The following is a 20877-nucleotide window of genomic DNA, read 5'->3' as shown; positions in this document are numbered from 1 at the left end:
TCTCGAACCCTGTCCTGCCCACAGCCGAGCAGGCTGGTCACCACCGTGACCAACCCACCCAGCGGGCCTGCTCAGTGTCCGCGATGTGCTGAGACATCAACTGTCCTCGATGTCCTGAGCACAGACAGGTCGCGGTGGCGACCTTCTCTGCTCACGAGCGCGCAGCGCACCTCCCCCGGCTCCGGCACCGCACCCGGGTGCAGCGCGTGGGCGAGCGCCTCGATGCCGTCCACCAGCCGTGGCCCGGCCCGCACCACGTAGGCCGCCGAGTCGATCGCGACGACCGGCACGTCCGGGAAGCGCTCCGCGACCGGTCCCGCCTGTTGCAGCGCGCCGTCGAGGTCGTAGCCGCACGGGGTGACCACCACCGCGTCCGGGGACTCCAGCTCCTCCCAGGTCACCGCGCGGCTGCGCCCGCCGTCCGCACCGGCCGTCGGGAACGCCCCCGCACGACGGACGAGCTCCGGCACCCAGTGCCCGGGCAGGAACGGCGGGTCGGTCCATTCGAGGACGAGGGTGCGGGGACGGGGCTCGGCGGCCAGGGCCGCGTCCACCGCCGAGAGGCGTCGACGCAGGTCGGACAGCATCGCCGTCGCGTCCGTGTCGATGGCGGCGGCGAGGTCGGCGATGCCGGAGAGCACCTCGTCGAGGGTGTGCGGGTCGAAGGAGTGGACGGCGACGTCGGGCAGGCCGATCTCGACGAGCGCCTCGGCGACGGTGTGGCCGGGCAGCGCGCAGACCCCGCAGAGGTCCTGGGTGAGCACCACGTCGGGGGCGGCGGCGCGGAGCGCTTCGCGATCGAGGTCGTACATCGGCAGCCCGGCGGCGGCGCGCTCCCGCACGGTGCGGTCGATCTCCCCCGGGGTCATCCCGGGCTCCAGGGCGGACCGGACGACGACGGGTGCGGTGAGGCCGGGTGGGTGGTCGCACTCGAAGGTGATCGCGACGAGGTCGTCGGCGCGGCCGAGCGCGGCCACGATCTCGGTGGTGGCGGGCAGCAGCGACGCGATCCGCATCCCCCGAGGCTAGGCCCGTCGTGGCGTTCCGGTGATGGGACGATCCGGACGTGTCCGACCTGCTGCTCGGTCTGCGCCTCTACGCCCGCGGCGCCGGGATGGTGCTGCGCTCCCCGCGGCTGCTCCGTCTCGGGGCGCTGCCCGCGGTGGTGACGGCGCTGCTCTACACGGTCGCGATCGTGGTCCTCGCCCGGTACCTCGGCGACCTGGTCGGGCTGCTGACGCCGTTCGCCGCCGCCTGGTCGCCGGCCGCGCGGGAGGTGGCCGAGGTGGTCGTCGGGATCGCTCTGCTGGCCGCGGTGGCGCTCGTCGGTGTGCTGACCTTCGTGGCGGTGACCCTCGCGATCGGGGGGCCGTTCTACGAGCGGCTCTCCGAGATCGTCGACGACTCGGTGGGCGCGGTGCCGACCGGGCCGCGGCGTTCGTGGGTCGCCTCGACGCGGGACGGGCTGCTGCTCGTCGGGCTCTCGGTGCTGGTGGCGATCCCGCTGTTCGTGGCCGGGTTCCTGCCGGTCGTGGGGCAGACGGTGGTGCCGGTGGTCGCGGCGCTGGTGGGCGGGCGGCTGCTGGTGCTGGAGCTGACGGCCCCCGCGCTGGAGCGGCGGGGCCTGGGGTTCGGGTCCCGACGACGGGTCGTGCGATCCCGCCGGCTGCTCGGCTGGGCCGTCGGGGTGCCGACCTACCTGCTCTGCCTGATCCCGCTGGTCGGCATCGTCGCGGTGCCGATCGGGGCGGCTGCGGCGACGTTGGTGGCCCGGGAGCTGCAGGGGGAGCCGACGTCGCCCGTTCCGGCGCGAGGGGAACCCTCACCCCACTAGAGCGCTCGTATCCTCCCCTCACGGACGGCAGCGGCAAGCAGGTCCGGCGGGTGCCGCGCGACGACACCGGCGTCGGTCAGGGCATCCCGGACGACGGCGATGTGGCTTCCCTGCCACTGGACGACAGCAACGACGCTTTCCTGCCACGAGGCGGGCTACAGCAACGTCGGCTGTTCCTCGACGTCCTCACCCTCGACGACGGTCACCTCCGGGGTGTAGCGCGCCGCCGGTGGCAGGACCCGCACCGCCCCGTCGTCCTCCACCACCACCAACCGCACCGAGACCAGCAGCGCGAGCACGTCGGCGGCGAACCGGTCGCGGTCGGCGAGCGCCGCCTTCGACCAGTACCGCCCGTGCTCCGCGACCAGCTCGTCGAGCACCTCGCGCACCGACGCCCACGGGATCGCGTCCGGGTCGTCCGCCGGCCGGAACTGGTAGACCAGCTCGCTGACCAGCAACAACGCTGCGTGGGGCAGGGTCCCGCCGGTCGGGAAGGCGACGTCGGAGCACCCACCGTCCACGTCGAGGGCCGCGAAGCCCTCGGCCCGCGCCTCGAGCACGAGCCCGGTCCGCGCCTCGATCCGCCGGCCCTCGTCCCCGGCGCGGCGGCGCAGTTCGGCGAAGCGCGCGGGGTCGACGTCGGACGCGAGCACGGCCGGGTCCTCGACGAGCCGCCGCCGCACCGCCGTCGCTGCGGACCCCCGCTCGCGGGCCCGCTCGACCAGCTCGTCCGGCGTCTCCGCGCCCACGACGGCGCCGGTCGGCAGCAGCGCCATCCGGTCCTGACGCACCTCGAGCAGCGCGTCGGCGTCCGCGTCGTGCTCGTAGACGGCCACGCCGCGGTCCAGCTCGCGGAGCATCCCCTGCGCGATCAGCCAGCGCAGCGCCGTCACCAGCGCCCGCCGGGATGCCGCGTCCGTGTCCAGCACGACGCCCGCCTCGGCCGCCGCGGAGTGCACCGCGTTGACGAGGTCGCGCAGGCTCGTCCGGTCGGGTCCGGAGGTCGTCGCCGCGAGGACCAGTGCCAGCGCCGTGTACTCGGCGGAGGTGAAGGGGCGCGGCGAGGCGGAGACGGTCCGCAGGGGCCGGTCGGCGGGGACGTGCCCGGTCTTCACCAGGCGGGCGGTGTCCGCCGTGACCACCAGCCGGTAGTTCAGCTCCTGGGTGAACCACGCGTCGAGGGCGTCGGCATGACGGCGGATCGACGCGACGAGCTCCGGGTCGGTCTCGGCCGTGCGCCACGGCCGGGTGAGGAGCGCCCGCGTGGCCGCGACGAGCTCGCCGTCGCGCTGCGGGTCGGTCGCGGGCGCGCTCACGGGGCCTCCCGTTCCGAGCGAGCGGCACTTTCGCAGCATCTACGCGCGCGAGAGTGCCGTTCGTTCACGGCGGACGAGCTCACGGCGCCGCCTCCACCGTCAGAGCCAGCCCCTCCACGCGCAGCGCGCCCGCGTGGGTGGGCACGCTCGTCGTCGTGCCGGGCTCACGCCGGACCTCGCAGCGCACACCGTCCAGGACGACGGACCCCGACGACGAGGCCGGGCCGAGGTCCGCGACGGCGCGGGTGAGCACCCGCTGCAGCTCCCGCAGCGCGGGCTCCGAGAGGCGGGCGCGGAAGCCGTCCGCGCCGACCTCGAGCAGCTCGGCACGCGCGGCCGACGCGGACCGCTCGACCTCGGCCTTCCGGGCGAGCAGGTGCCGCCGCTCCTGCGTGCGGTCCTGCACCCGCGAGGTGCGGCCCCGGCTCGTCGTGTCCCCGCGCTCGCGCAGCGAGACCGGGATCGTCGCGACCGGTGCGTCCCACCACGACACGCCGGCGTCCACCGGGTCGGTGTCGTCACCGCCGGCGCCACCGAGGTGGCGTGCGCCGTAGAGCCCGAACGCCGCCGCGGCGAGCTCGTGCGCCCGCGGCGCCGGGGCGTGCGCGAAGAACCCCGCGAGCCGCAGGAAGTCGACCCGCCGCGACGACCCCGCCGTCCCGGTCCGGGAGAGCCGGGTGAGGTTCTGGGTGAGGGTCCGGACGGCGTCGACCGCGTCCCGCTCCAGCGTCTGGACGCGGCTCGGGCGGCCCGGCGTCGAGACGAACCAGGACGCCAGGTTCTCCCAGTCGGCGACGGCCGCCCCGGGCGCGCGGCGCACGCGCACGGTCGACAGGCCGGCGGCGGCCACCCGGGCCGCAAGACCGTCCGCCGCGCGCTCCACCAGGGTCCCGACGACGGGTCCGAGCTCCGTGAGCAGGGCGGCGATCGGGCGGGCCGCGCGGTGCAGGGTCTCCAGCCGCTCGCCGACGTAGCCGACGAGCACCTCGGAGAAGAACGCGAACTCGTCCTCGTCCAGGTCGAAGCGCGACTGCCACTGGTTGATCGCGGCGAAGAACTGGGTGATCTCCGCGGAGAAGGCGACGTGCGGGTCGAACACCGCCCGCACGGCGGCGGCGAGCCGGTCCGGCGGGGCGGTGGCCGCGTCGAGCCCGCCCAGCTCCTCCAGGGCGACGCGCAGCTGGTCGAGCCGTCCGAGCGACACGTCGCGCACGTCGTCGACCTGGGCGAGGACGCCCTCGACGAGGTCGTGCACCTCCTGCCCGACCCGGGTGATCAGGTAGCGGTCGCGGCGCCGGTAGTAGTCCTCGACCGTGCCGACCTGCCCGACCGACGCCGACACCTCGAGGTTGCCCCACACCCGGAGCTGGTCGAGGCGGATCTTGACGGTGGGCTCGTCGAGCTCGTGCCCGGCCTCCGCGAGTCGCGCGGTGACCTCGCCCGGAGTCAGCTCCGCGAAGAAGGTCCCCGCGAACACCCCGAGGATCCAGCGGTAGTCCGGCGACTCGGTGACGTAGGAGAAGACGACCGGCCGGATCGTCGCCGTCATGCGCCCACCGACAGTTCGGTGCCGTTCCAGCGGTAGTGCACGAGGGCGATCGCCTTCAGCTCGGGGTCGCGCAGCACCTCGGTGATCGCCAGCTCGGGGACGCTCGGATGCGTGCCCCACAGCCGCTCGGAGGTGACCACGAAGTCCACGTCGAGGTCGACGAGCAGCCCGAACAGCTTCGCGTGGTTGTCCTCGGAGACCTTCGCGAACGCGTCGTCGAGCAGCACCAGCCGCGGTGCGCCGACGCCGTGCGGGTCGTGCGCCGCGGCGCTCGCGGCGGCCGCGCTGGCCATCGGCAGCACGGTGACCAGCTTCTTCTCGCCCTCGCTCAACGTGGTCCGCCGCGTCAGCAGCTCGTCGTTGCGCCCCGGCCGTCGCAGGTAGATCCGCATCTCGTGCCACGTCCGGTAGTCCAGGACGTCACCGATCACCGAGCGGTACGACGCCTCCGGGTCGGCCGTCCGCGCCTGCTCGACGAGGCTCTTCACCGCCTCGCGGACCTGGTCGTCCTCCTCCGGCGAGCGCAGGTCGGGGTGCTTGCCGAGCAAGGCCAGCGCAGTCGCCGTCTCGCTCTCCAGGTCCCCACGCGGACGCCACTGCAGCCGCACGCCGATGCCCTGGCTGGAGGTGACCCCACGCAGGATCCGGTTCATCCGGTCCACGAGCTCGCCGGCCGCGAACAGCGCGTCCGCCACCTCCCGGGCGATCCGGCCGTGCAGCAGGTTCCGCAGCGCCTGGTCCTGCTGGGCGGACAGCAGGCTCGTCGCCCGCCGCCGCTGGATCGCGACGCGATGCACCATCTGCGCGAGCACCGCGCGCGTCGGCCCGGTGACGTGGACCGCGAGCGGCGCGCCGTCGGCGCCACGCCGGGACTCGATGTCCCAGCCCGACGCCAGGTGGTCCCGCGTCTCGCGCAGCGCCTTCTCCAGCGCGTCCTCGGTGACCTGACGCCGCGGCGCCGTGAGCCGGGCGCGCAGCGCGTCGACCAGGTCCGCGGCGCCCTCGACGGTGTCCGGGGTGACGGGGATCGGCTCCTCGGACCAGTCCGTACCGCCGTCCGCCACGTCCCCGTCCTGAGCGAGCGGCCCGTTCGCAGCATCTATGTGAGCGACAGTGCCGTTCGTTCGCTCCTGGGTGTCGCGTTCCGCCGCCGCCAGCAGCCCGGGTACCTCGAGCGCGTCGACCAGGCGGGCCCGGCCCCCGACGGCCGCCTTCTCCCGCTCGGCCAGCGTCTCGCGCGCCGCCTCCACGCGGAGCTCCGCCTCCCGGACGGCGACGGTCGCGGTCGTCTGCTCCTCGCGGGCCGCGTCGAGGCGGGCGGCGGTCTCCCGCAGGTGCGTGTCCAGCTCCGAGACCCGCGCGGCGACCTTGGCGGGCTCCTCCCCGAGCGCCGACTCCGCGGTCTCCAGCTCGGTGCGCACGGACGCCGCGTGACCGGCCGCGGCCCGGTGGTCGGCCACCGCCGCGGCCAGGTCGGCCACCTCGCGGTCCCAGCCCGCGATCGCCTCGCGCCACGACCGCACGCTGCGCCGCGTGCGCTCCACGGCGGAGTCGACGGCGGCGAGGGCCCGCTCGGCGTCGGTGACCGCCTCCAGCAGGCCCTCGAGCCGCTCGGGGTCGGTCGACAGCCCGGTCTCGGCCGCCTCCTGCTGCAGGCGCGCGACGAGGTCGTCGGCCCGACGGCGGGTGTCCGCGGCCGCCGCTGCCCGCTCGGCCGCCCGCCCCTGCGCCTCCTGCGCGTACCGGGCGGCCCCGGTCGCGGCGACCACCGCGTCGTCGACGGTGCGGGTGCCGGGGAGCTCGCGGACCAGGCGGCGCAGCCGGTCGGCGTGCTCGTCGAGGGCGGCTGCCACGGCTCGCACGGCGGCCAGGCGCGCCTCGGCGTCCGCCACCAGCGCGGCGAGCTCCGCCAGCCGACGGGCACGGGCCTGTTGGCGTGCCCCGGCCCCGACGTACTCGGCGGCCGGCTTCGTGTGCCGCCCGCGCAGCGGCCCCGCCCCGAACGAGCCGTCCTCGCCGACCCACAGGGCGTCTCCCGGCGCCGTCCCGAGGGCGGCGAGCACCCGGGCCACGACGTCGACCGGCACGGTGCCGGTGTCCACCGGCACCAGCCGCGGCCCCGAGCCGGGCTCCGCCGACCCGGCCGCACCCGTCGTCAGGAACAGCTCGCCGTCCGCGCCGAGCATGCGGCCGTCGGCCTCGACGCGGGCCGCGAGCAGCCCGGACGCCTCCAGCGCCGCCTCGAGGCCCGCCCGGCCCGCGTCGTCGAGGTCGTCGGCGAAGTCGACCAGCGAGGCGAACAGGGCCGCGTCCTCGACGCCGCTGTCGGTGCGCCACGGCTCGCGGGGCAGCGGGAGCTCGCCCGCCGCCTCGATCCGTGCGTGCTCGGCGCGCAGGGCGGTGAGCTCCCCGTCGGCCTCCCCGACGCGGGCCGTGGCCCGGCTGCGGGCCCCGGCGAGCGCCCCGGAGGCCTCGTCCGCCACGCGTCGGACGGCGCCGACCAGGCTCTCGGCGCGGGCGCGCAGGTCGTCGGAGGCCTCGGTGTCGTCGGTGTCGTCGGCGTCGTCGGGACCGGACGACAGGGCCAGCCAGCCCGCGACGCCGTCCGGCTCGGCCGCGGGGACCGCCGCGACGTGCGCGACGAGCCGCTCGTGCCAGGTACCGACCGCCGCCGCGTGCTCGTCGGCCGCCACCCGAGCAGCACGACGCGCGACGTCGGCCTGCTCGGCGGCCTCGGCGGCGCGCTCGCCGGCCTCGGCGGCCTCGGTGTCGGCGCGGTCGGCGGCGGCCGTCTCGTGGTCGGCGGCGGCGGCGCGTTCCCGCAGCTCGCGCACGGTGGCCCGGTGGGCCCGGAGACCGTCGCCGACGGCGACCAGGGCCGGCGGCAGGTCGTCCACGGGGTCGAGGTCGTCCTCCGGGACGGCCAGCGAGGTGCCGCTCGCGGCATCGTCCCGCGGTTCGGTGGCGAGCGCGGGCGGGTCGGGGAGGCGGACCGGCGCGGCGGCGGTGCGAGCGGCCGTCGCCACGCCCCGGAGGTGCTCGGCGATCCCGGCGAGGTCGGACTCCACCTGACCCTTCGCGGCCGTCGCGCCGGCGGCGGCGGTGGTCACGCGGGCCAGGGCGCGGGTGCGGACCCCGTCGAGCGTGCCGGCGGCCTCGTCGGCACGGCCCAGCTCGTCGCGACGGCGGACGAGGTCGGCGTGCGCGGAGTACTCCGGCAGGCTCACCAGCCCCTGCCGCTCGGCCGTGGCCCGGGCGTGCTCGTCGGCCAGGTCGCCGACCGCCCGGACGGCGTCGTCGCGCGCGGTCCCCGCCCGCTGCGCGGCGGCCCGGTCGCGCTCCACGCGCCTGCCGGCCGTGCGGGCGGCGTCGACGGCGGACGCCGCGCCCTCGACGGCGGTCATCAGCACGCGGCGGGCGTAGTCGGTGTAGACCTCGACGACCCCGTCCAGCGCCGTCGCCGTCGCGGCCAGGTCGGTGACGTTGCGGCGGTGGTCCTCGAGGTCCTCGAGCGGCTGCGCGGCGTCGTTCACCGCGTCCTCGGGCACCGGCGGCAGCGCCTCGCGCAGGGTGCGCGGGAGGTCGGTGTCGATCCGGTCGCCGACCCTCGGGTTGCGCACCTGGTGCAGCAGCCGGAAGTACGCCGTCGGGTCGGTGCCGCCGAAGAAGCGGCGGGCGATCTCGGCGCGGTACTCGGCGGTCGAGGTGAACACCTGCCCGCGCACGCCCAGCTCGGCCCGCAGCGCGTCGACCGAGAACGGCACGTCGGCCTCGGTCAGCCGGAAGTCCAGGCGGGCCCGCCGGTCGGTGGAGAACCACCAGGTGGTGACACGGTCGGTGGACCGGTTCGCGCGGATGCCGCAGCCCACCGTGCGGTACTCGCCGTCGCGCACGAACTCGATCCACAGGTAGCCGGTGCGCTGCGTGTCGTCGTTGTCGGAGAGCATCCAGGAGCGCAGCACCCCGCGCTGCTCGCCGGCCGCGTCGATCTTGCGGACGTCGGCCTCGAGCAGGAACGGCAGCAGCATGTTCATCGCCGTCGACTTGCCCGAGCCGTTCACTCCGCGCAGCAGCAGCCGGCCGCCGCCGAACTCCAGGACCTCGTCCTGGTACTGGTAGACGTTCAGGATCCCGGCACGCGACGGCTGCCAGCGGGCTGCGCAATCCACCCGGAGGAGGGTACGGAACCCGCCGCCCGCCCCCGACGGCGGCGGACTCCCCGGCCGCGGGAGATCATGTCCGGCGTGCTCGTCGTCCTCCCACCCTCCGAGACCAAGGCGGCCGGCGGACGCGGCGCCCCCCTCGACCTCGACGCGTTGTCCTTCCCGGCCCTCACCGACACCCGCGCCGAACTCCTCGACGACGTCGTCGCCCTCGCCGACGACGTGCCAGCCGCCCGGGCGGCCCTCGGGATCAGCGAACGCCAGGACGACGAGATCGAGCGCAACGCCGCCCTGCGCACCTCCCGCACCGCGCCGGCCCTGCGCCGCTACACGGGGGTGCTCTACGACGCGCTCGACGCCGGGTCCCTGACGCCGGGCGCCCGCCGCCGGATCGCGGTCTGCTCGGCCCTGTTCGGGCTGGTCATGGGGACCGACCCGATCCCCGCCTACCGGCTCTCCGCCGACTCGGCCCTCCCCGGTCGCGGTGGCCTGCGCACCGTGTGGCGCCCCGTGCTCGGACCCGTCCTCGCCGATCTCGGCGAGCACGTCGTCGACCTCCGCTCCGGCGGCTACATGGCGCTCGCCCCGGCGGTGGGCGCGACGACCCTGGACGTGGTCTCCGAGGCCGAGGACGGGTCCCGCAGCACGGTCAGCCACGCCAACAAGTCGTCCAAGGGCCGGGTCGCGCGCCTGCTCGCCTCGACCCGCCGTCGTCCGAGGGACACCGGCGGCGTCCTCGCGGTCCTCGCCGACGCCGGGCTGCGCGTCGAGCAGGCCGACGAGACCTCGCTGCTGCTGGTCGTGCCGCGCTGAGTGCCCCGTGGCAGGAACGCGTCGTTGCTGTCATCACGTGACAGCGACGACGCCTTCCTGCCGCGTCGGGGACCCGTCGTCAGGAACGCAGCTCCGCCAGCACCGCGTCGGTGAAGGGCGGCCACGCCTCCTTGGACCAGTCGCCGAAGTCCCGGTCGGTGAGCGCCACGCACGCGGCGCGGGCGTCCGGGTCGACCCACAGGAACGTGCCGGACTGGCCGAAGTGCCCGAAGGTGGCCGGGGAGCTGTCGGTGCCGGTCCAGTGCGGCGACTTGTGGTCGCGCAGCTCGAAGCCCAGGCCCCAGTCGTTCGGCTTCTGGTACCCGAGCCCGGGCAGCACCCCCGTCAGGCCGGGGAACTGCACCGAGGTGGCCTCGGCGAGGGTCTCGGGGGCGAGCAGGGTCGGGGCGAGCAGCTCGCGGGCGAGCAGCACGAGGTCGTCGACGGTGGACGTGGCACCGTGCCCGGCCGAGCCCTCGAGCGTCGTGGACCCCATCCCGAGCGGCTCGCACACCGCCTCGTGCAGGTAGTCGGGGAACGCGATGCCGGTCGAGGCCGCGACGTGGTCGGCCAGCACCTCGAAGCCCGCGGAGGAGTACAGCCGCCGCGTGCCCGGCTCGGCCATCGCCTTCTGCTCGTTGAACGCCAGGCCGGAGGTGTGGGCCAGCAGGTGCCGGACCGTCGACCCCTCGGGACCCGCCGGGTCGTCCAGCGAGATGGCCTCCTCCTCGACCGCCAGCAGCGCGGCGACCGCCACGAGCGGCTTGGTCACCGAGGCGAGCCGGAACCGGCGGTCGGTGGGCCCGTGGCTCGCCACGTCGGTGCCGTCGCCGGTCACCACCGCGACCGCCACGTGCTCCACCGGCCAGTCGTCCACCCGCGCGAGGCTCTCCACGGCGGCGAACCCTAGTTCCCGACAGGGTCCGGGCAGCACGCCGACAGGGGACGGCGGGCCGGAGCCGGCGGCGGGCCCGGCGGTCACGCCGATGCGTGGATGGCTCGCAACGGGGTCGGGAACGCCGGGTGCGCCGCCAGCGCGGTGATCTCGAGGACGTTGTAAGGGCGGACCGGGAGCGTGCCGAGATGCCTCTCGAGCGTCTCGACGTCCTCGGCGTTCCAGATCGTGACGCTGGTCCCGGTACCCGGGAGCCGCCACATCCACGTGATCGGGCCCGCCTCGATGAGCGCCGAGGCGACCTCACGTTCGCGTGCCATGAGCAGGTCGCGCTCCTCGCCGGGCAGGTCGAGCAGCCCGTTCGTCGGCGTCGCTCGCACCAGGAAGTCCATGCCGATCTCCGTTCGCCGGTCGACGCGGGAGGTGATGTCGCGCCGTGACATCACGGTAGCTCCTGATGTCGCGGTGTGTCATCACCCGGTATCGTCGGCCCGTGCCGCGGTGGGAACAGGGCAGCGAGGAACGGCTCTACGCGGCCGCGCTCCAGCTGTTCCGCGAGCAGGGGTTCGAGGACACGAGCGTCGTCGAGATCGCGCGTCGGGCCCGGGTGACCACCCGGACCTTCTTCCGGTACTTCCCGGACAAGCGGGAGGTCCTCTTCGCCGACACCGATGACGTGCGTGCGGCCCTGGTGCAGGCACTCCTCGAGGCGCCCTCCGTCGCGGACCCGCTCCGGGCGGTGGTCGGCGAGCTGGCACGACACCACTGGGAGGGACTCGCCCCGCGCCGGTCCCTGCGGGAACGCCAGTCCGTCATCGCGGCCAACCCGGGGCTCCTCGAGCGTGACCTGGTCAAGCAGCACACCCTGGCGCTCGAGTTCGCCGACGTCCTCGTGCGGCGAGGAGTCGGAAGGGAACTCGCCCCGGTCGCGGCCCGGGTCGGTGTCCAGGTGTTCCTGACGGCCTACGAACGGTGGCTCGACGCCGACGAGGAGGTCGAGGACCTGGTCACCATCTGCGACGAGCTCCTGGCAGCCCTGCGCGCCACCCTCCCCGGGTGAGACGCCCGGCGACGAAGCGGCTCACCTGCCACTGGGTGACAGCAACGACGCTTTCCTGCCACGAGGTGGGCACGCCTCACACCAGCGTGTCCCGCAGCGCCCCCACCGCGTCGTCGAGCACCGACCGGGCCGCCGCATAGCCGAACGGCTGGTTGGAGAGCACGGCGACGACGAAGCGGCCCCCGGGGTCGAGCACCCCGGCGCTGTGCAGGTCGACCGAGCTCTGCAGGCAGCAGAGCCACCCCTGCTTCGCGGCCGCCCCGCGCCGGTCGGGGGCGAGCAGGCCGAACGCCTGGTCGAACCCGTCGGACGCGGTGTCGGGGGCCGCGGACATCGCACCGAGCACGAGGTCGCGGTCGGCCGGCGCCATCGCCTCGAGCACGTGACGGACGACGGTGGTCATGTCCCGGGCGGAGAGCTGCACCTCGCCCCACTGGGAGGGGTCGTCGGGCACCGCGGTGTCCTGCAGACCGAGCCGCTCGATCACGCGCGTGATCCCCGACTGGCCCCCGAAGCGGCTCCAGAGGGCGTTCATCGAGGGGTCGTCGCTGGGCCCGAGCGCGGCCCGGACCAGGCGCCGGTCCTGCGCGCTCACCGCCACCGTGCCCGCCGCCCCCCGGTCGAGGAGGTCGACGGCGGTCAGCAGCTTGGACAGCGACGCCGAGTTCATGGCGTCGTCGGCCTCGTCGTTCAGCGCGAGCGCCCCGGTGGTCCGGTCGAGCACCGCGATCCCGACGTCGGCGCCCCGGCGCGTCACCGTCGCGTCGGCCGCCTCCACGGCGGCCTGCACCGGGGAGGGAGCCGGTGCCGCAGCGGTGGTGGGGGCGGGCACCGGCGCGGACGAGGGTGCCGCCACCGGCGTCGGCGCGGGCGCCACCTGCTCGGTCTCGACGGACGGGTCCAGGAGCCCGACCAGCAGCGGGCCGCCCAGGACGAGCACCACCAGCAGGGTGGCGCCGAGCAGGGCCCGGCGGGAGCGTGCGAAACCGGGGCGGCGCGAGGGTCCGAGCAGGCCCCGCCGTCGGGACCTGGCGCGGCGACGCCCCGCCCGACCGTCCCCCGAACGTGTCACCGCCCGATGATGCGCAGCTCCGTGTTCCGCCCGTGTGACGGACCGGGTGGAACGTGACGGATCGGACAGCAGGCTCATCGCGATGCTCTGAACGGTCGGGGACGGCGGAGGTCACGGTGCCGCACGTCGATCACCGGACGAACACCGGGGGTGATCCGGCGTTTCCGGGGGGTGGAGCAGGTCGGACTCGGGTAGGGATTCGGACATGCCCGCCCGTACCAGCTCCCCCCTCCTCGTGGCGGGCGCCGTCGCCGTCGCCGTGCCCGGCGTCGCGATGAGCCTGGGTGGCCTGTCGATCTCCCCGCCGGTCGACGCGCTGCTCTACGGGCTCGCGATCGTCGGCGCCGCGTTTCTGCTCTCCTGGGCGGCCGAGGCGGCCCAGGTCGACATCTCGGCCGGCCTGGCGATCGCCCTGCTCGCCCTGGTCGCGGTGCTGCCCGAGTACGCCGTCGACTTCGTCTTCACCATCCAGGGCGGGAACGCCTACGCGCAGTACGGCCCGACGTGCCTGCCGCCGGGCTCGACCGACCAGTCGCCCTGCGGCCTCGCCCTCGCGAACATGACCGGGGCAAACCGGATCCTGGTCGGCGTCGGCTGGGCGCTCGTCGTGCTGCTCGCCGCGATCCGGCTGCGCACCTCCAGAGGCCGCTCGGGGGAGATCGGGGACGGCGGGACCGCGCACCGGGAAGGCCACTCCACCCGCGTCACGCTCCAGCGCACCGACTCGGTGCCGCTGATGTTCCTGCTGCTCGCCACCGTCTACTCGCTGACCCTGCCGCTGCGGGTCAGCATCACGTTCGTCGACCTCGTGGTGCTCGTCGGCATCTTCGTGGGGTACAGCATCCGGGTGGCCCGCGCGCCCGCGGAGGAGCCCGACCTCATCGGGCCCTCCGCCTGGATCGGCGAGCAGTCCGCCACCCCGCGCCGCGCCTGGTACATCGGCCTGTTCGTGCTCGCGGCGGCCATCATCATCGCCTGCGCCGAGCACTTCGCGGACTCACTGGTCGAGACCGGCACCGAGCTCGGCATCAGCCAGTTCTTCCTGGTGCAGTGGCTCGCACCGCTGGCGTCCGAGGCCCCGGAGCTGCTCGTCGCCGGGCTCTACGCCTGGCGCCTGAAGACCACCGACGCGCTGGCCACCCTGGTCTCGTCGAAGGTCAACCAGTGGTCGCTGCTGGTCGGCACGCTGCCGCTGGTGTTCGCGCTGGCCGCGGGGTCGTTGAACGGGCTGCCGATCGACGTCGACCAGCGCGAGGAGCTGCTGCTCACCGCCGCGCAGTCGCTGTTCGCGGTCGCGCTGCTCGTCACGCTCTCGATCTCGGTCAAGGGCGCGCTGGCCCTGCTCGGGCTCTTCGTCGCACAGTTCCTGCTCGCCGCCCTCCTGCCCGCGGCGCTGCAGGAGACCGAGCTGCTCATCCTCTCGGCCGTCTACGTCGTGCTGGCGCTCGTGCTGTTCGTGCGACAGCGGAAGGCGCTGGTCGGGCTCGTCCGCGACGGGCTGCGCACCCCCTACTCGGAGCTCACGAAGGAGAACGCGTGACGCGGCTGGCCGTCATGTGGGTGCATGGCGTGGAGATCGCCGACGACCGGTTCGCCGACACCTCGATGGACCTGCTCCGCGCGGAGTTCACCCGCATCGCCGGGGTCGACGCGGACGAGGCACTGGTGCTCCGGACGGCGTTCTGGGCGCCGGTCTACGAGGGCCGGCAGGACAAGCTCCTGCGCCGCATGGGCGGCCAGCAGGCCGAGGGCGTGTTCGACGTGCTCGACGCCCTGGGCGGCGCGACCGACCGCGGCTCGGTGTCCGCCCTGCTCGGGCTGGTCGCCTCCGGCCTGGTCCGCAGCCTGCCCGGCAGCCCCGGCTTCCACTTCCCGACGCTGCGCTGGCTGGTGGTGCACTACCTCGGCGACGCCATCAGCTACCAGGCCGGTGCGGTCGACCGCACGCTCTACGACCGGGTGCACCGGGTCCTCGCGAGCTCCCTGCACGACCTCGCGAGCGAGGCCGGCGACGACGCCCCCGTCTGCGTGCTCGCGCATTCCCTCGGCTCCGTCGTCGCGAGCAACTTCTTCTACGACCTGCAGGCCACGGAGGGCCTCCACCCGGACGGGTCGGCCGGCGTGGCCCCCGAGGTGGCCGCCGAGCTGGGCGACACCCCCGCCGAACGCGGGGAGACCCTCGGCTGGTTCTACACGCTCGGCTCGCCGCTCGCGCTGTTCGCCCAGCGCCACCCCGACTTCGGCACGCCGATCACGGTGCCGCACCCCGAGCTGGACCGGCTGCACCCGCACGTCGGCGGGGAGTGGGTGAACGTCTGGGACCCCGACGACGTCATCGCGGCGCCGATCCGCCCGCTCAACGACGCCTATGCCGAGGCCGTCGTCGAGGATCGCGCCGTCGCGGTCGGGCCGTGGTGGCTCGGCTGGACCCCGCTCGTCCACCCCTTCTACTGGAACGACGTCCGCGTGATCCGACCGATCGCCACCCAGCTCGCGATGGCGTGGCACCGGCTGCAGGAGCATCCCGAGCGCGTCACGGCGGGGTAACGCCGCCGTCGCGGGCATCGATCTTCCCCACGCCTGGTCCGCCACGGAAGGGAATCCGTCGCCATGTCGCGCCCGTCGAACCGTCGCGGCCCCGTCCGGGTGTCCGTCCAGGTGGCGCGACCGGGCGGCGTGAGCGGCGAGCCCGACGAGTCGCCGTCGAGGGGCCGGCACCGCAGCCCGGACGCCGACGGCGCCGGTGCGACCGTCGCCGCGGCCTCCCTGGTCGGCGCCCCGCGGCACCGGCGCGCCCGCCCCGACGCCGCCGAGCAGGTGGGCGGCGCGGGTCTGCCGGCGCGCTCGATCGCCCGCGTGGAGGCCGCCCGCGACGCCGCCTCCCGGCCCACCGTCGCCGCGCGCCCGCTTCCGGCGACGGGTGCGTCCGGGACGTCGGCACCGGCGTCGCGCGCGCCGGAGCCCGTGCGCGGCCCCGCCGAGGAGGCGGTCACCGATCTCGTGGCCCGGCCCGGACGGGGTGCCCTCCCCGACGGGCCCGGCACCGGCCCGCAGCCGGCCGTGCTCGGCACCGTGGTGTCGGCGGTCGCACTCGCCGCCGCCGTCGTGACCGCGGTCGTCGCCGGCCCGGGCCGGTCGCACCTGACGCTCGTCGGGGTGCTCGTGGTCGCCCTGCTCGGGCTCGGGACCGCCGCGCTCGGTCTCGGCCGGCAACGGCCGCGACGCACCCTGGCGGCCGTCGGGGTGGTCGTGGGCGCCGCGGCGGTCGCCGCGAGCGTGATCCCGCTCCTCACCCTCTGACAGCAGAGGCTGGCTGCGATGTCACTCGAACGAGTGGCCATTTCGGCCGCCACTCGTCACGCATCGTCGCGAACCGCCGTCTCCACCGGGACCGTCACCCCGAGGAGGCCCCCGTGACCCTGCTGACGCGGTCGACCGACCACGCTCCGCGATTCCTGCTCACCCGCCGGGTGTTCGCCGTCGTCCTCGTCGTCGCGGCCGTCGCGTGGCTGCCGCTCGACCACGACATCGAGGGGCCGATCCTCTACGCGATCGACGCCACGCACGGCATCACCACCGCCGACCTGCTCTCGGTGGCGCTGTTCCTGCTGGCCCGGGTGCTGTTCCTGTCGTCGGTCGGGCCGTGGCCTCGGGCCCGCGACGCACGGACGGCACCCGCCCGCCCGCCGGAGGCGGTCGCGGGAGTGCCGTCCGTGCGGGCGGCTCAGGCCGGGACGGTCGCCCGGGCCCGGTCGACCTGGGCCCGGCGGTCCTCGCCCGCCTGACGGGTCAGCTCGGCGCCGGCCTCGGCGTCGCGCGTCAGGTTCTCGCCGCTCTGCGGGTCGAACACGTGGATCTTCCGCGTGTCGAACCAGAAGTCGGCCTCGCCGCCCTCGCGGATCCGCGAGGTGGAGTCGATCTTCACGATCGCCTGCGTCCGCAGCTGGTCGCCGTCGAGCTCCTGGGCCAGCTCCTTGAGCTTCGCCGCCGCCTCCGGGGAGGACTCGTAGGGCAGGTAGGCGTACTGCGAGTCGCCGAGCCACTCGGTGACGTCGACCTGCGCCCGGAAGCGCGCGCCCCGGTCGAGCAGGGCCTCGTCGACGAGCGCGGCGTCCTCGAACATCTCCGGTCGCACGCCGACGAGCACGAGGTCCCGATCGCCGACCTTCGCCGCCCGGGACTGGTCGAGCGTGATCGACCCGAACGGCGTGTCGAGTGTCCCGTTCGCCGCGGACGCCGGCAGGAAGTTCATCGGGGGCGAGCCGATGAAGCCCGCGACGAAGAGGTTGGCGGGCTGCTCGTAGAGCTCGCGCGGCGAGGCGACCTGCTGGATGACGCCCTTCTTGAGCACGCAGACGCGATCGCCGAGCGTCATCGCCTCGGTCTGGTCGTGGGTGACGTAGACCGTGGTGATGCCGAGCCGGCGCTGGAGCCGCGCGATCTCGGCGCGCATCTGGCCGCGCAGCTTCGCGTCGAGGTTGGACAGCGGCTCGTCGAAGAGGAACGCGTCGGCGTCGCGCACGATCGCCCGCCCCATCGCGACCCGCTGCCGCTGCCCGCCGGACAGGTTCGCGGGCTTGCGCTGCAGGTGCTCGTGCAGCTCGAGGATGGTCGCCGACTGCTCGACCTTCTCCCTGACCTCGGCGTCCGGGACCTTCGCGAGCCGGAGCGGGAACGCGATGTTCTCGAACACCGTGAGGTGCGGGTAGAGCGCGTAGTTCTGGAAGACCATCGACAGGTTGCGGTCGCGCGGGGCCTTGTCGTTGACCCGCGTCCCGCCGATCACCATGTCGCCGGAGGTGATGTCCTCCAGCCCGACGATCATCCGCAGCAGGGTCGACTTCCCGCAGCCGGACGGTCCGACGAGGATCATGAACTCCCCGTCGGCGATGTCCAGCGACACGTCGTTCACGGCGGGGAAGCCGTCGCCGTAGCGCTTGACGATGTGGCTCATCTCGATCGCGGCCATGGTGCTATCCCTTCACGGCGCCGTTGGTCAGACCGGCGACGATGCGCCGTTGGAAGATCAGGACGAGCACGACGACGGGGATCGTCACGATCACCGCCGCCGCCGCGATCGGCCCGGTGGGCGACTCGAACTGCGAGGCGCCCTGGAAGAGCCCGAGGGCCGCGGGCACCGGCCGGGACGCGCTGGTCGAGGTCAGCGAGATGCCGTAGACGAAGTCGTTCCAGGCCAGGAAGAACGCGATGATCGCCGTGGTGAACACCCCGGGCGCCGCGAGCGGCACGATGACCTTGCGGAACGCCTGCCACGGCGTGGCCCCGTCCACCTGGGCGGCCTGCTCCATCTCCCACGGGATCTCGCGGAAGAAGGCCGACAGCGTCCAGATCGAGATCGGCAGGGTGAGGGAGAGGTAGGGCAGGATCAGGCCGATCCAGGTGTCGTAGAGCCCGATCTCGCGCCACAGGTTGAACAGCGGCGTGACGATCGAGATCACCGGGAAGATCGCGACGGCGAGCGCCGTCGAGAGGATGAGCTTCTTGCCCGGGAAGTCGAGCCGGGCGATCGCGTAGGCGGCGAACATCGAGAGCAGGCACGCGAGCGCCGTCGCGATGAGGCAGATGCCGAACGAGTTGCGCAGGGCCGGCAGGAACAGCTCCGCGGCGTCCCCGGTGAGGATGGTCGCGTAGTTCTCGTCGGTCGCGATCGTCGGGAGGAACGCGCCGTTCGAGATGTCCGAGGACGACTTGAACGACAGCGACACGATCCAGGCGATGGGGAACAGGCAGTAGACGATGATGAGCACACCGCCGATGCCCCAGCCGATCTTCTCGCGCGTGGACATGCTCACTCCCCCCGAGCCTGCGACAGGTCGACCTTGAAGCCCTTGACGAACAGGCCGCAGATGAGGACGACGGAGATGAACAGCAGCACCGACACCGCCGAGCCGAGCCCGATCTCCAGGCGGGCGATCGTCTGGCGGTAGGCGAGGAACGAGAGCACCTCGGTGCCGTTCGCCCCCGCCGTCATGACGTAGACCGAGTCGAAGACGCGGAAGGCGTCGAGGGTCCGGAAGAGCAGCGCGACCATGATCGCGGCCTTCATGTTCGGGATGGTCACCCGGCGCATCCGCTGCCACCAGGTGGCCCCGTCGACCTTCGCCGCCTCCTGCAGCACGTCGGGCACCTGGGCGAGCCCGGCGAGCAGCAGCAGCGAGATGAACGGCGTGGTCTTCCAGATCTCGGCGAGGCAGATGACGAAGATCGCCGAGCCGGGGCTGCCGAACCAGTCGGTGTCGGGGGCGAGCCCGAGGAAGGAGAACCACGAGTTCACGAAGCCCGAGTCGGGGGCGAAGGCGAACTGCCAGGCGAACGCGGAGACCACGGTGATCACCGCGTAGGGGATGAGGATCGCCGCGCGCAGGACCGGGCGCAGGGCCTTGAGCGCCTGGACCATCACGAGGGCCAGGGCGAACCCGAGCACCAGCTCGACGGCCACGGTGACGACGGTGATGAGCACGGTGACGCCGAAGGCATCCCACCAGACGGGGTCGGTGAGGATGACGCCGTAGTTGGTGAGCCCGGTGAACGACCGGTTCGCCGGGTCGGTGAGCCGGTAGTCGAACAGCGACTCGTAGAACGCCTGCAGGATCGGGTAGGCGGTGACCAGGAGCATCACCGCGAACGCCGGGCCCGCGAGATACCACCCGAGGCGGGCCTCGGAGCGCGACTTCTCGCTCGCCGCGTGCCTCGGGGACGCCGAGGTCGTGGTCGGTTTCTCGACGGTGGTCGTCACAGCAGCCGCTCCTTCCGCAGCACGCCGAGGATGAGGTCCTGGGCCGCCTGGTTGGTCGGGCCGGGGACGATCGCCGCCGGCGGGTGGAAGGTCCGCTGGAGGCCGCCGGAGACCTCGGCGTAGTAGGCGGTCTGCGGACGCGGCTTGGCCAGCGTCAGCGACTGCAGGATCACCGGCGCCATGGGGTACTTCGCGAGCACGGCCGGGTCGGAGTAGCTCGCGAAGCGCGCCGACGGGTTGCCGTTGGACTCGAAGTAGTAGGCCGTGTTCTGCGCGCTCGTGATGCACTCGGACGCGGCGTAGGCGAGGTCCGGGTGCAGGCTCGAGTGCCCGATCCCGAGGTTGATGCCGCCGTACGGGGGCGCCGCGGGGAGATCCGCCCGGACCTGCGGGTAGAGGGTCCAGCCGTAGTCGTCCGGCGTGTTCGCGGGGATGGTGCCCTCGCCCGCCGCCTTGGTGACCTTCGACCAGACGAACGGCCAGTTGACCATGAAGGCCGAGGTCCCGCTCTGCAGCGCCTCGGAGTTCGAGTCCTCGTCGGCGGTCGAGAACGCCGCCGGCGCCGCGGGCGAGTTCGCGAGCTTGCTCATGATCCGGGCCGCCTCGACGGCGGGCGGGTCGGTCAGGCCCAGCGTGACGAGCTTCGGGTTCGACTCGCCGGGGTTGGTGATGATCTGACCGCCCCCGGAGCGGACGAGGGCGTTGGTCCACACCATGAGCGACTCGGCGCGCTTGCCCTGCGCCTCGACCTTCGTCCCGCGGGCGACGGCGGCGTCGATAACCTGGTCCCAGGTGACCGGCTTCGAGAGGTCGAGGCCCATCGAGGCGACCTGCGACTTCCGGTACCAGAGCAGCTGGGTGTTGGCCCAGAACGGCACGGTGACGAGCTGTCCCTGCCAGGAGGCGCCCTCGATCGCCGAGGGCACCACGCCCTGGCTGACCCGGGCGGCCACCCCCGGCGGCATCGGGGCCAGGAAGCCGGCCTCGGCGAACTCCGGGATGTAGGGCGGGTCGAGGCTCATGATGTCGATCGACGAGTCGTTCGCCGCGAGCCGGCGGACGAGCTCCTGGCGCTGGTCGCCGGAGTCGCGGGGCAGCGTCGAGGTGGCGATGCGGTACTGCCCACCCGCGGCGTCGGTGCACCGCTTCGCGATCTCGGCCTGACCGCCGTCGTCGGGATTGATGTACCAGGTGAGCGTGGGCGGTCCGACCGGGCCGCTCGCGCAGCCCGCGAGCAGGGCGAGGACGGAGACGCCCAGGGCGGCGAGAGCCGCCAGGGACGGCCTCCGCCGTCGTCGGGGTGGAAGGCGCATGGGCGTGGTCCTCCGGGCCTGGTCGTGGTCCGCGTGGAAGCGCTTGCGGTCAGACTGTGGTGACACAGGTCTCACATGTCAAGCGAGAGACGGGCAGGAAGTACG

18 protein-coding genes are annotated in these 20877 nt (G+C 74.1%); 7 read left to right on the top strand and 11 right to left on the bottom strand.

The features are described from left to right. Positions 1-71: 71 nt before the first annotated feature. Positions 72-1016 (bottom strand): TroA family protein, encoded by a 945-nt coding sequence (locus QSK00_RS23355; protein ID WP_285594587.1) that lies wholly within the window; start codon positions 1014-1016, stop codon positions 72-74. Positions 1017-1066: 50 nt separating this feature from the next. Here QSK00_RS23355 and QSK00_RS23350 point away from each other — a divergent pair, with 50 nt between their 5' ends. Beyond that, positions 1067-1834, top strand: a complete 768-nt coding sequence (locus QSK00_RS23350; RefSeq protein WP_285594585.1) for an EI24 domain-containing protein — start codon at positions 1067-1069, stop codon at positions 1832-1834. Between the two features lie 155 nt (positions 1835-1989). On the opposite strand, the gene QSK00_RS23345 is transcribed toward QSK00_RS23350, so the two are convergent. The 3 genes from QSK00_RS23345 to QSK00_RS23335 all read right to left on the bottom strand — a co-directional run bounded on the left by QSK00_RS23345 (position 1990) and on the right by QSK00_RS23335 (position 8868). Then, the gene (locus QSK00_RS23345) at positions 1990-3150 is read right to left on the bottom strand and encodes a TIGR02678 family protein (protein ID WP_285594583.1); all 1161 of its coding nucleotides are present in this window, start codon (positions 3148-3150) and stop codon (positions 1990-1992) included. Between the two features lie 79 nt (positions 3151-3229). Next, positions 3230-4699, bottom strand: coding sequence for a TIGR02677 family protein (locus QSK00_RS23340; protein ID WP_285594581.1), 1470 nt, complete (start codon positions 4697-4699; stop codon positions 3230-3232). Beyond that, positions 4696-8868, bottom strand: coding sequence for a TIGR02680 family protein (locus QSK00_RS23335; protein ID WP_285594580.1), 4173 nt, complete (start codon positions 8866-8868; stop codon positions 4696-4698). Before QSK00_RS23335 ends, QSK00_RS23340 begins: the two co-directional genes overlap by 4 nt. A gap of 75 nt (positions 8869-8943) precedes the next feature. On the opposite strand from QSK00_RS23335, the gene QSK00_RS23330 reads away from it, so the two are divergent. Next, positions 8944-9675, top strand: a complete 732-nt coding sequence (locus QSK00_RS23330) for a YaaA family protein (RefSeq protein ID WP_285594578.1) — start codon at positions 8944-8946, stop codon at positions 9673-9675. A 79-nt stretch (positions 9676-9754) separates the two neighbouring features. On the opposite strand, the gene QSK00_RS23325 is transcribed toward QSK00_RS23330, so the two are convergent. Both QSK00_RS23325 and QSK00_RS23320 read right to left on the bottom strand, forming a co-directional pair. Further along, positions 9755-10570: a serine hydrolase domain-containing protein gene (locus QSK00_RS23325; RefSeq protein WP_285594576.1), complete on the bottom strand. Its 816-nt coding sequence runs from the start codon at positions 10568-10570 to the stop codon at positions 9755-9757. 83 nt (positions 10571-10653) lie between these two features. After that, a complete protein-coding gene (locus tag QSK00_RS23320; protein WP_285594574.1) occupies positions 10654-10962 on the bottom strand; it encodes a muconolactone Delta-isomerase family protein in 309 nt (102 codons plus the stop codon). Positions 10963-11063: 101 nt separating this feature from the next. On the opposite strand from QSK00_RS23320, the gene QSK00_RS23315 reads away from it, so the two are divergent. After that, the gene (locus tag QSK00_RS23315; RefSeq protein ID WP_285594573.1) at positions 11064-11630 is read left to right on the top strand and encodes a TetR family transcriptional regulator; all 567 of its coding nucleotides are present in this window, start codon (positions 11064-11066) and stop codon (positions 11628-11630) included. Positions 11631-11706: 76 nt separating this feature from the next. On the opposite strand, the gene QSK00_RS23310 is transcribed toward QSK00_RS23315, so the two are convergent. Next, the gene (locus QSK00_RS23310; protein ID WP_285594572.1) at positions 11707-12702 is read right to left on the bottom strand and encodes a serine hydrolase; all 996 of its coding nucleotides are present in this window, start codon (positions 12700-12702) and stop codon (positions 11707-11709) included. A gap of 205 nt (positions 12703-12907) precedes the next feature. Between QSK00_RS23310 and QSK00_RS23305 the strand changes: the two genes are divergently transcribed. The 4 genes from QSK00_RS23305 to QSK00_RS23290 all read left to right on the top strand — a co-directional run bounded on the left by QSK00_RS23305 (position 12908) and on the right by QSK00_RS23290 (position 16487). Then, positions 12908-14242 carry a sodium/calcium exchanger protein gene (locus QSK00_RS23305; RefSeq protein WP_285594571.1) on the top strand — a complete coding sequence of 445 codons (1335 nt, stop codon included), beginning with the start codon at positions 12908-12910 and terminating at the stop codon, positions 14240-14242. Beyond that, a complete protein-coding gene (locus tag QSK00_RS23300; RefSeq protein ID WP_285594570.1) occupies positions 14239-15249 on the top strand; it encodes a hypothetical protein in 1011 nt (336 codons plus the stop codon). The genes QSK00_RS23305 and QSK00_RS23300 overlap by 4 nt, the downstream gene beginning before the upstream one ends. A 129-nt stretch (positions 15250-15378) precedes the next feature. Continuing rightward, positions 15379-16002: a hypothetical protein gene (locus tag QSK00_RS23295; RefSeq protein ID WP_285594569.1), complete on the top strand. Its 624-nt coding sequence runs from the start codon at positions 15379-15381 to the stop codon at positions 16000-16002. A 113-nt stretch (positions 16003-16115) separates the two neighbouring features. Further along, positions 16116-16487, top strand: a complete 372-nt coding sequence (locus QSK00_RS23290; RefSeq protein ID WP_285594568.1) for a hypothetical protein — start codon at positions 16116-16118, stop codon at positions 16485-16487. Here QSK00_RS23290 and QSK00_RS23285 read toward each other — a convergent pair. Genes QSK00_RS23285 through QSK00_RS23270 form a run of 4 tightly spaced genes read right to left on the bottom strand, consistent with a single transcriptional unit; the run spans position 16427 to position 20772 of the window. Then, positions 16427-17671 carry an ABC transporter ATP-binding protein gene (locus QSK00_RS23285; RefSeq protein WP_285594567.1) on the bottom strand — a complete coding sequence of 415 codons (1245 nt, stop codon included), beginning with the start codon at positions 17669-17671 and terminating at the stop codon, positions 16427-16429. The genes QSK00_RS23290 and QSK00_RS23285 overlap by 61 nt on opposite strands. A gap of 4 nt (positions 17672-17675) precedes the next feature. Continuing rightward, the gene (locus tag QSK00_RS23280; protein WP_285594566.1) at positions 17676-18509 is read right to left on the bottom strand and encodes a carbohydrate ABC transporter permease; all 834 of its coding nucleotides are present in this window, start codon (positions 18507-18509) and stop codon (positions 17676-17678) included. Positions 18510-18511: 2 nt separating this feature from the next. After that, complete coding sequence (locus tag QSK00_RS23275) at positions 18512-19459, bottom strand: carbohydrate ABC transporter permease (protein WP_285594565.1); 948 nt, start codon at positions 19457-19459, stop codon at positions 18512-18514. Further along, positions 19456-20772, bottom strand: coding sequence for an extracellular solute-binding protein (locus QSK00_RS23270; protein ID WP_285594564.1), 1317 nt, complete (start codon positions 20770-20772; stop codon positions 19456-19458). Before QSK00_RS23270 ends, QSK00_RS23275 begins: the two co-directional genes overlap by 4 nt. Positions 20773-20877 lie beyond the last annotated feature (105 nt).

The sequence above is a fragment of the Actinomycetospora sp. NBRC 106378 genome (genome assembly GCF_030269685.1).
GTDB lineage: Bacteria > Actinomycetota > Actinomycetes > Mycobacteriales > Pseudonocardiaceae > Actinomycetospora.
This window is presented reverse-complemented; position numbering and strand designations above follow the sequence as displayed.

Coding starts and splice junctions, on each gene's coding strand:
- QSK00_RS23355 (WP_285594587.1), bottom strand. CDS start 1,016: ATGCGGATCGCGTCGCTGCTGCCCGCCACCACCGAGATCGTGGCCGCG.
- QSK00_RS23320 (WP_285594574.1), bottom strand. CDS start 10,962: ATGGACTTCCTGGTGCGAGCGACGCCGACGAACGGGCTGCTCGACCTG.
- QSK00_RS23305 (WP_285594571.1), top strand. CDS start 12,908: ATGCCCGCCCGTACCAGCTCCCCCCTCCTCGTGGCGGGCGCCGTCGCC.
- QSK00_RS23280 (WP_285594566.1), bottom strand. CDS start 18,509: ATGTCCACGCGCGAGAAGATCGGCTGGGGCATCGGCGGTGTGCTCATC.
- QSK00_RS23270 (WP_285594564.1), bottom strand. CDS start 20,772: ATGCGCCTTCCACCCCGACGACGGCGGAGGCCGTCCCTGGCGGCTCTC.
- QSK00_RS23285 (WP_285594567.1), bottom strand. CDS start 17,671: ATGGCCGCGATCGAGATGAGCCACATCGTCAAGCGCTACGGCGACGGC.
- QSK00_RS23340 (WP_285594581.1), bottom strand. CDS start 4,699: ATGACGGCGACGATCCGGCCGGTCGTCTTCTCCTACGTCACCGAGTCG.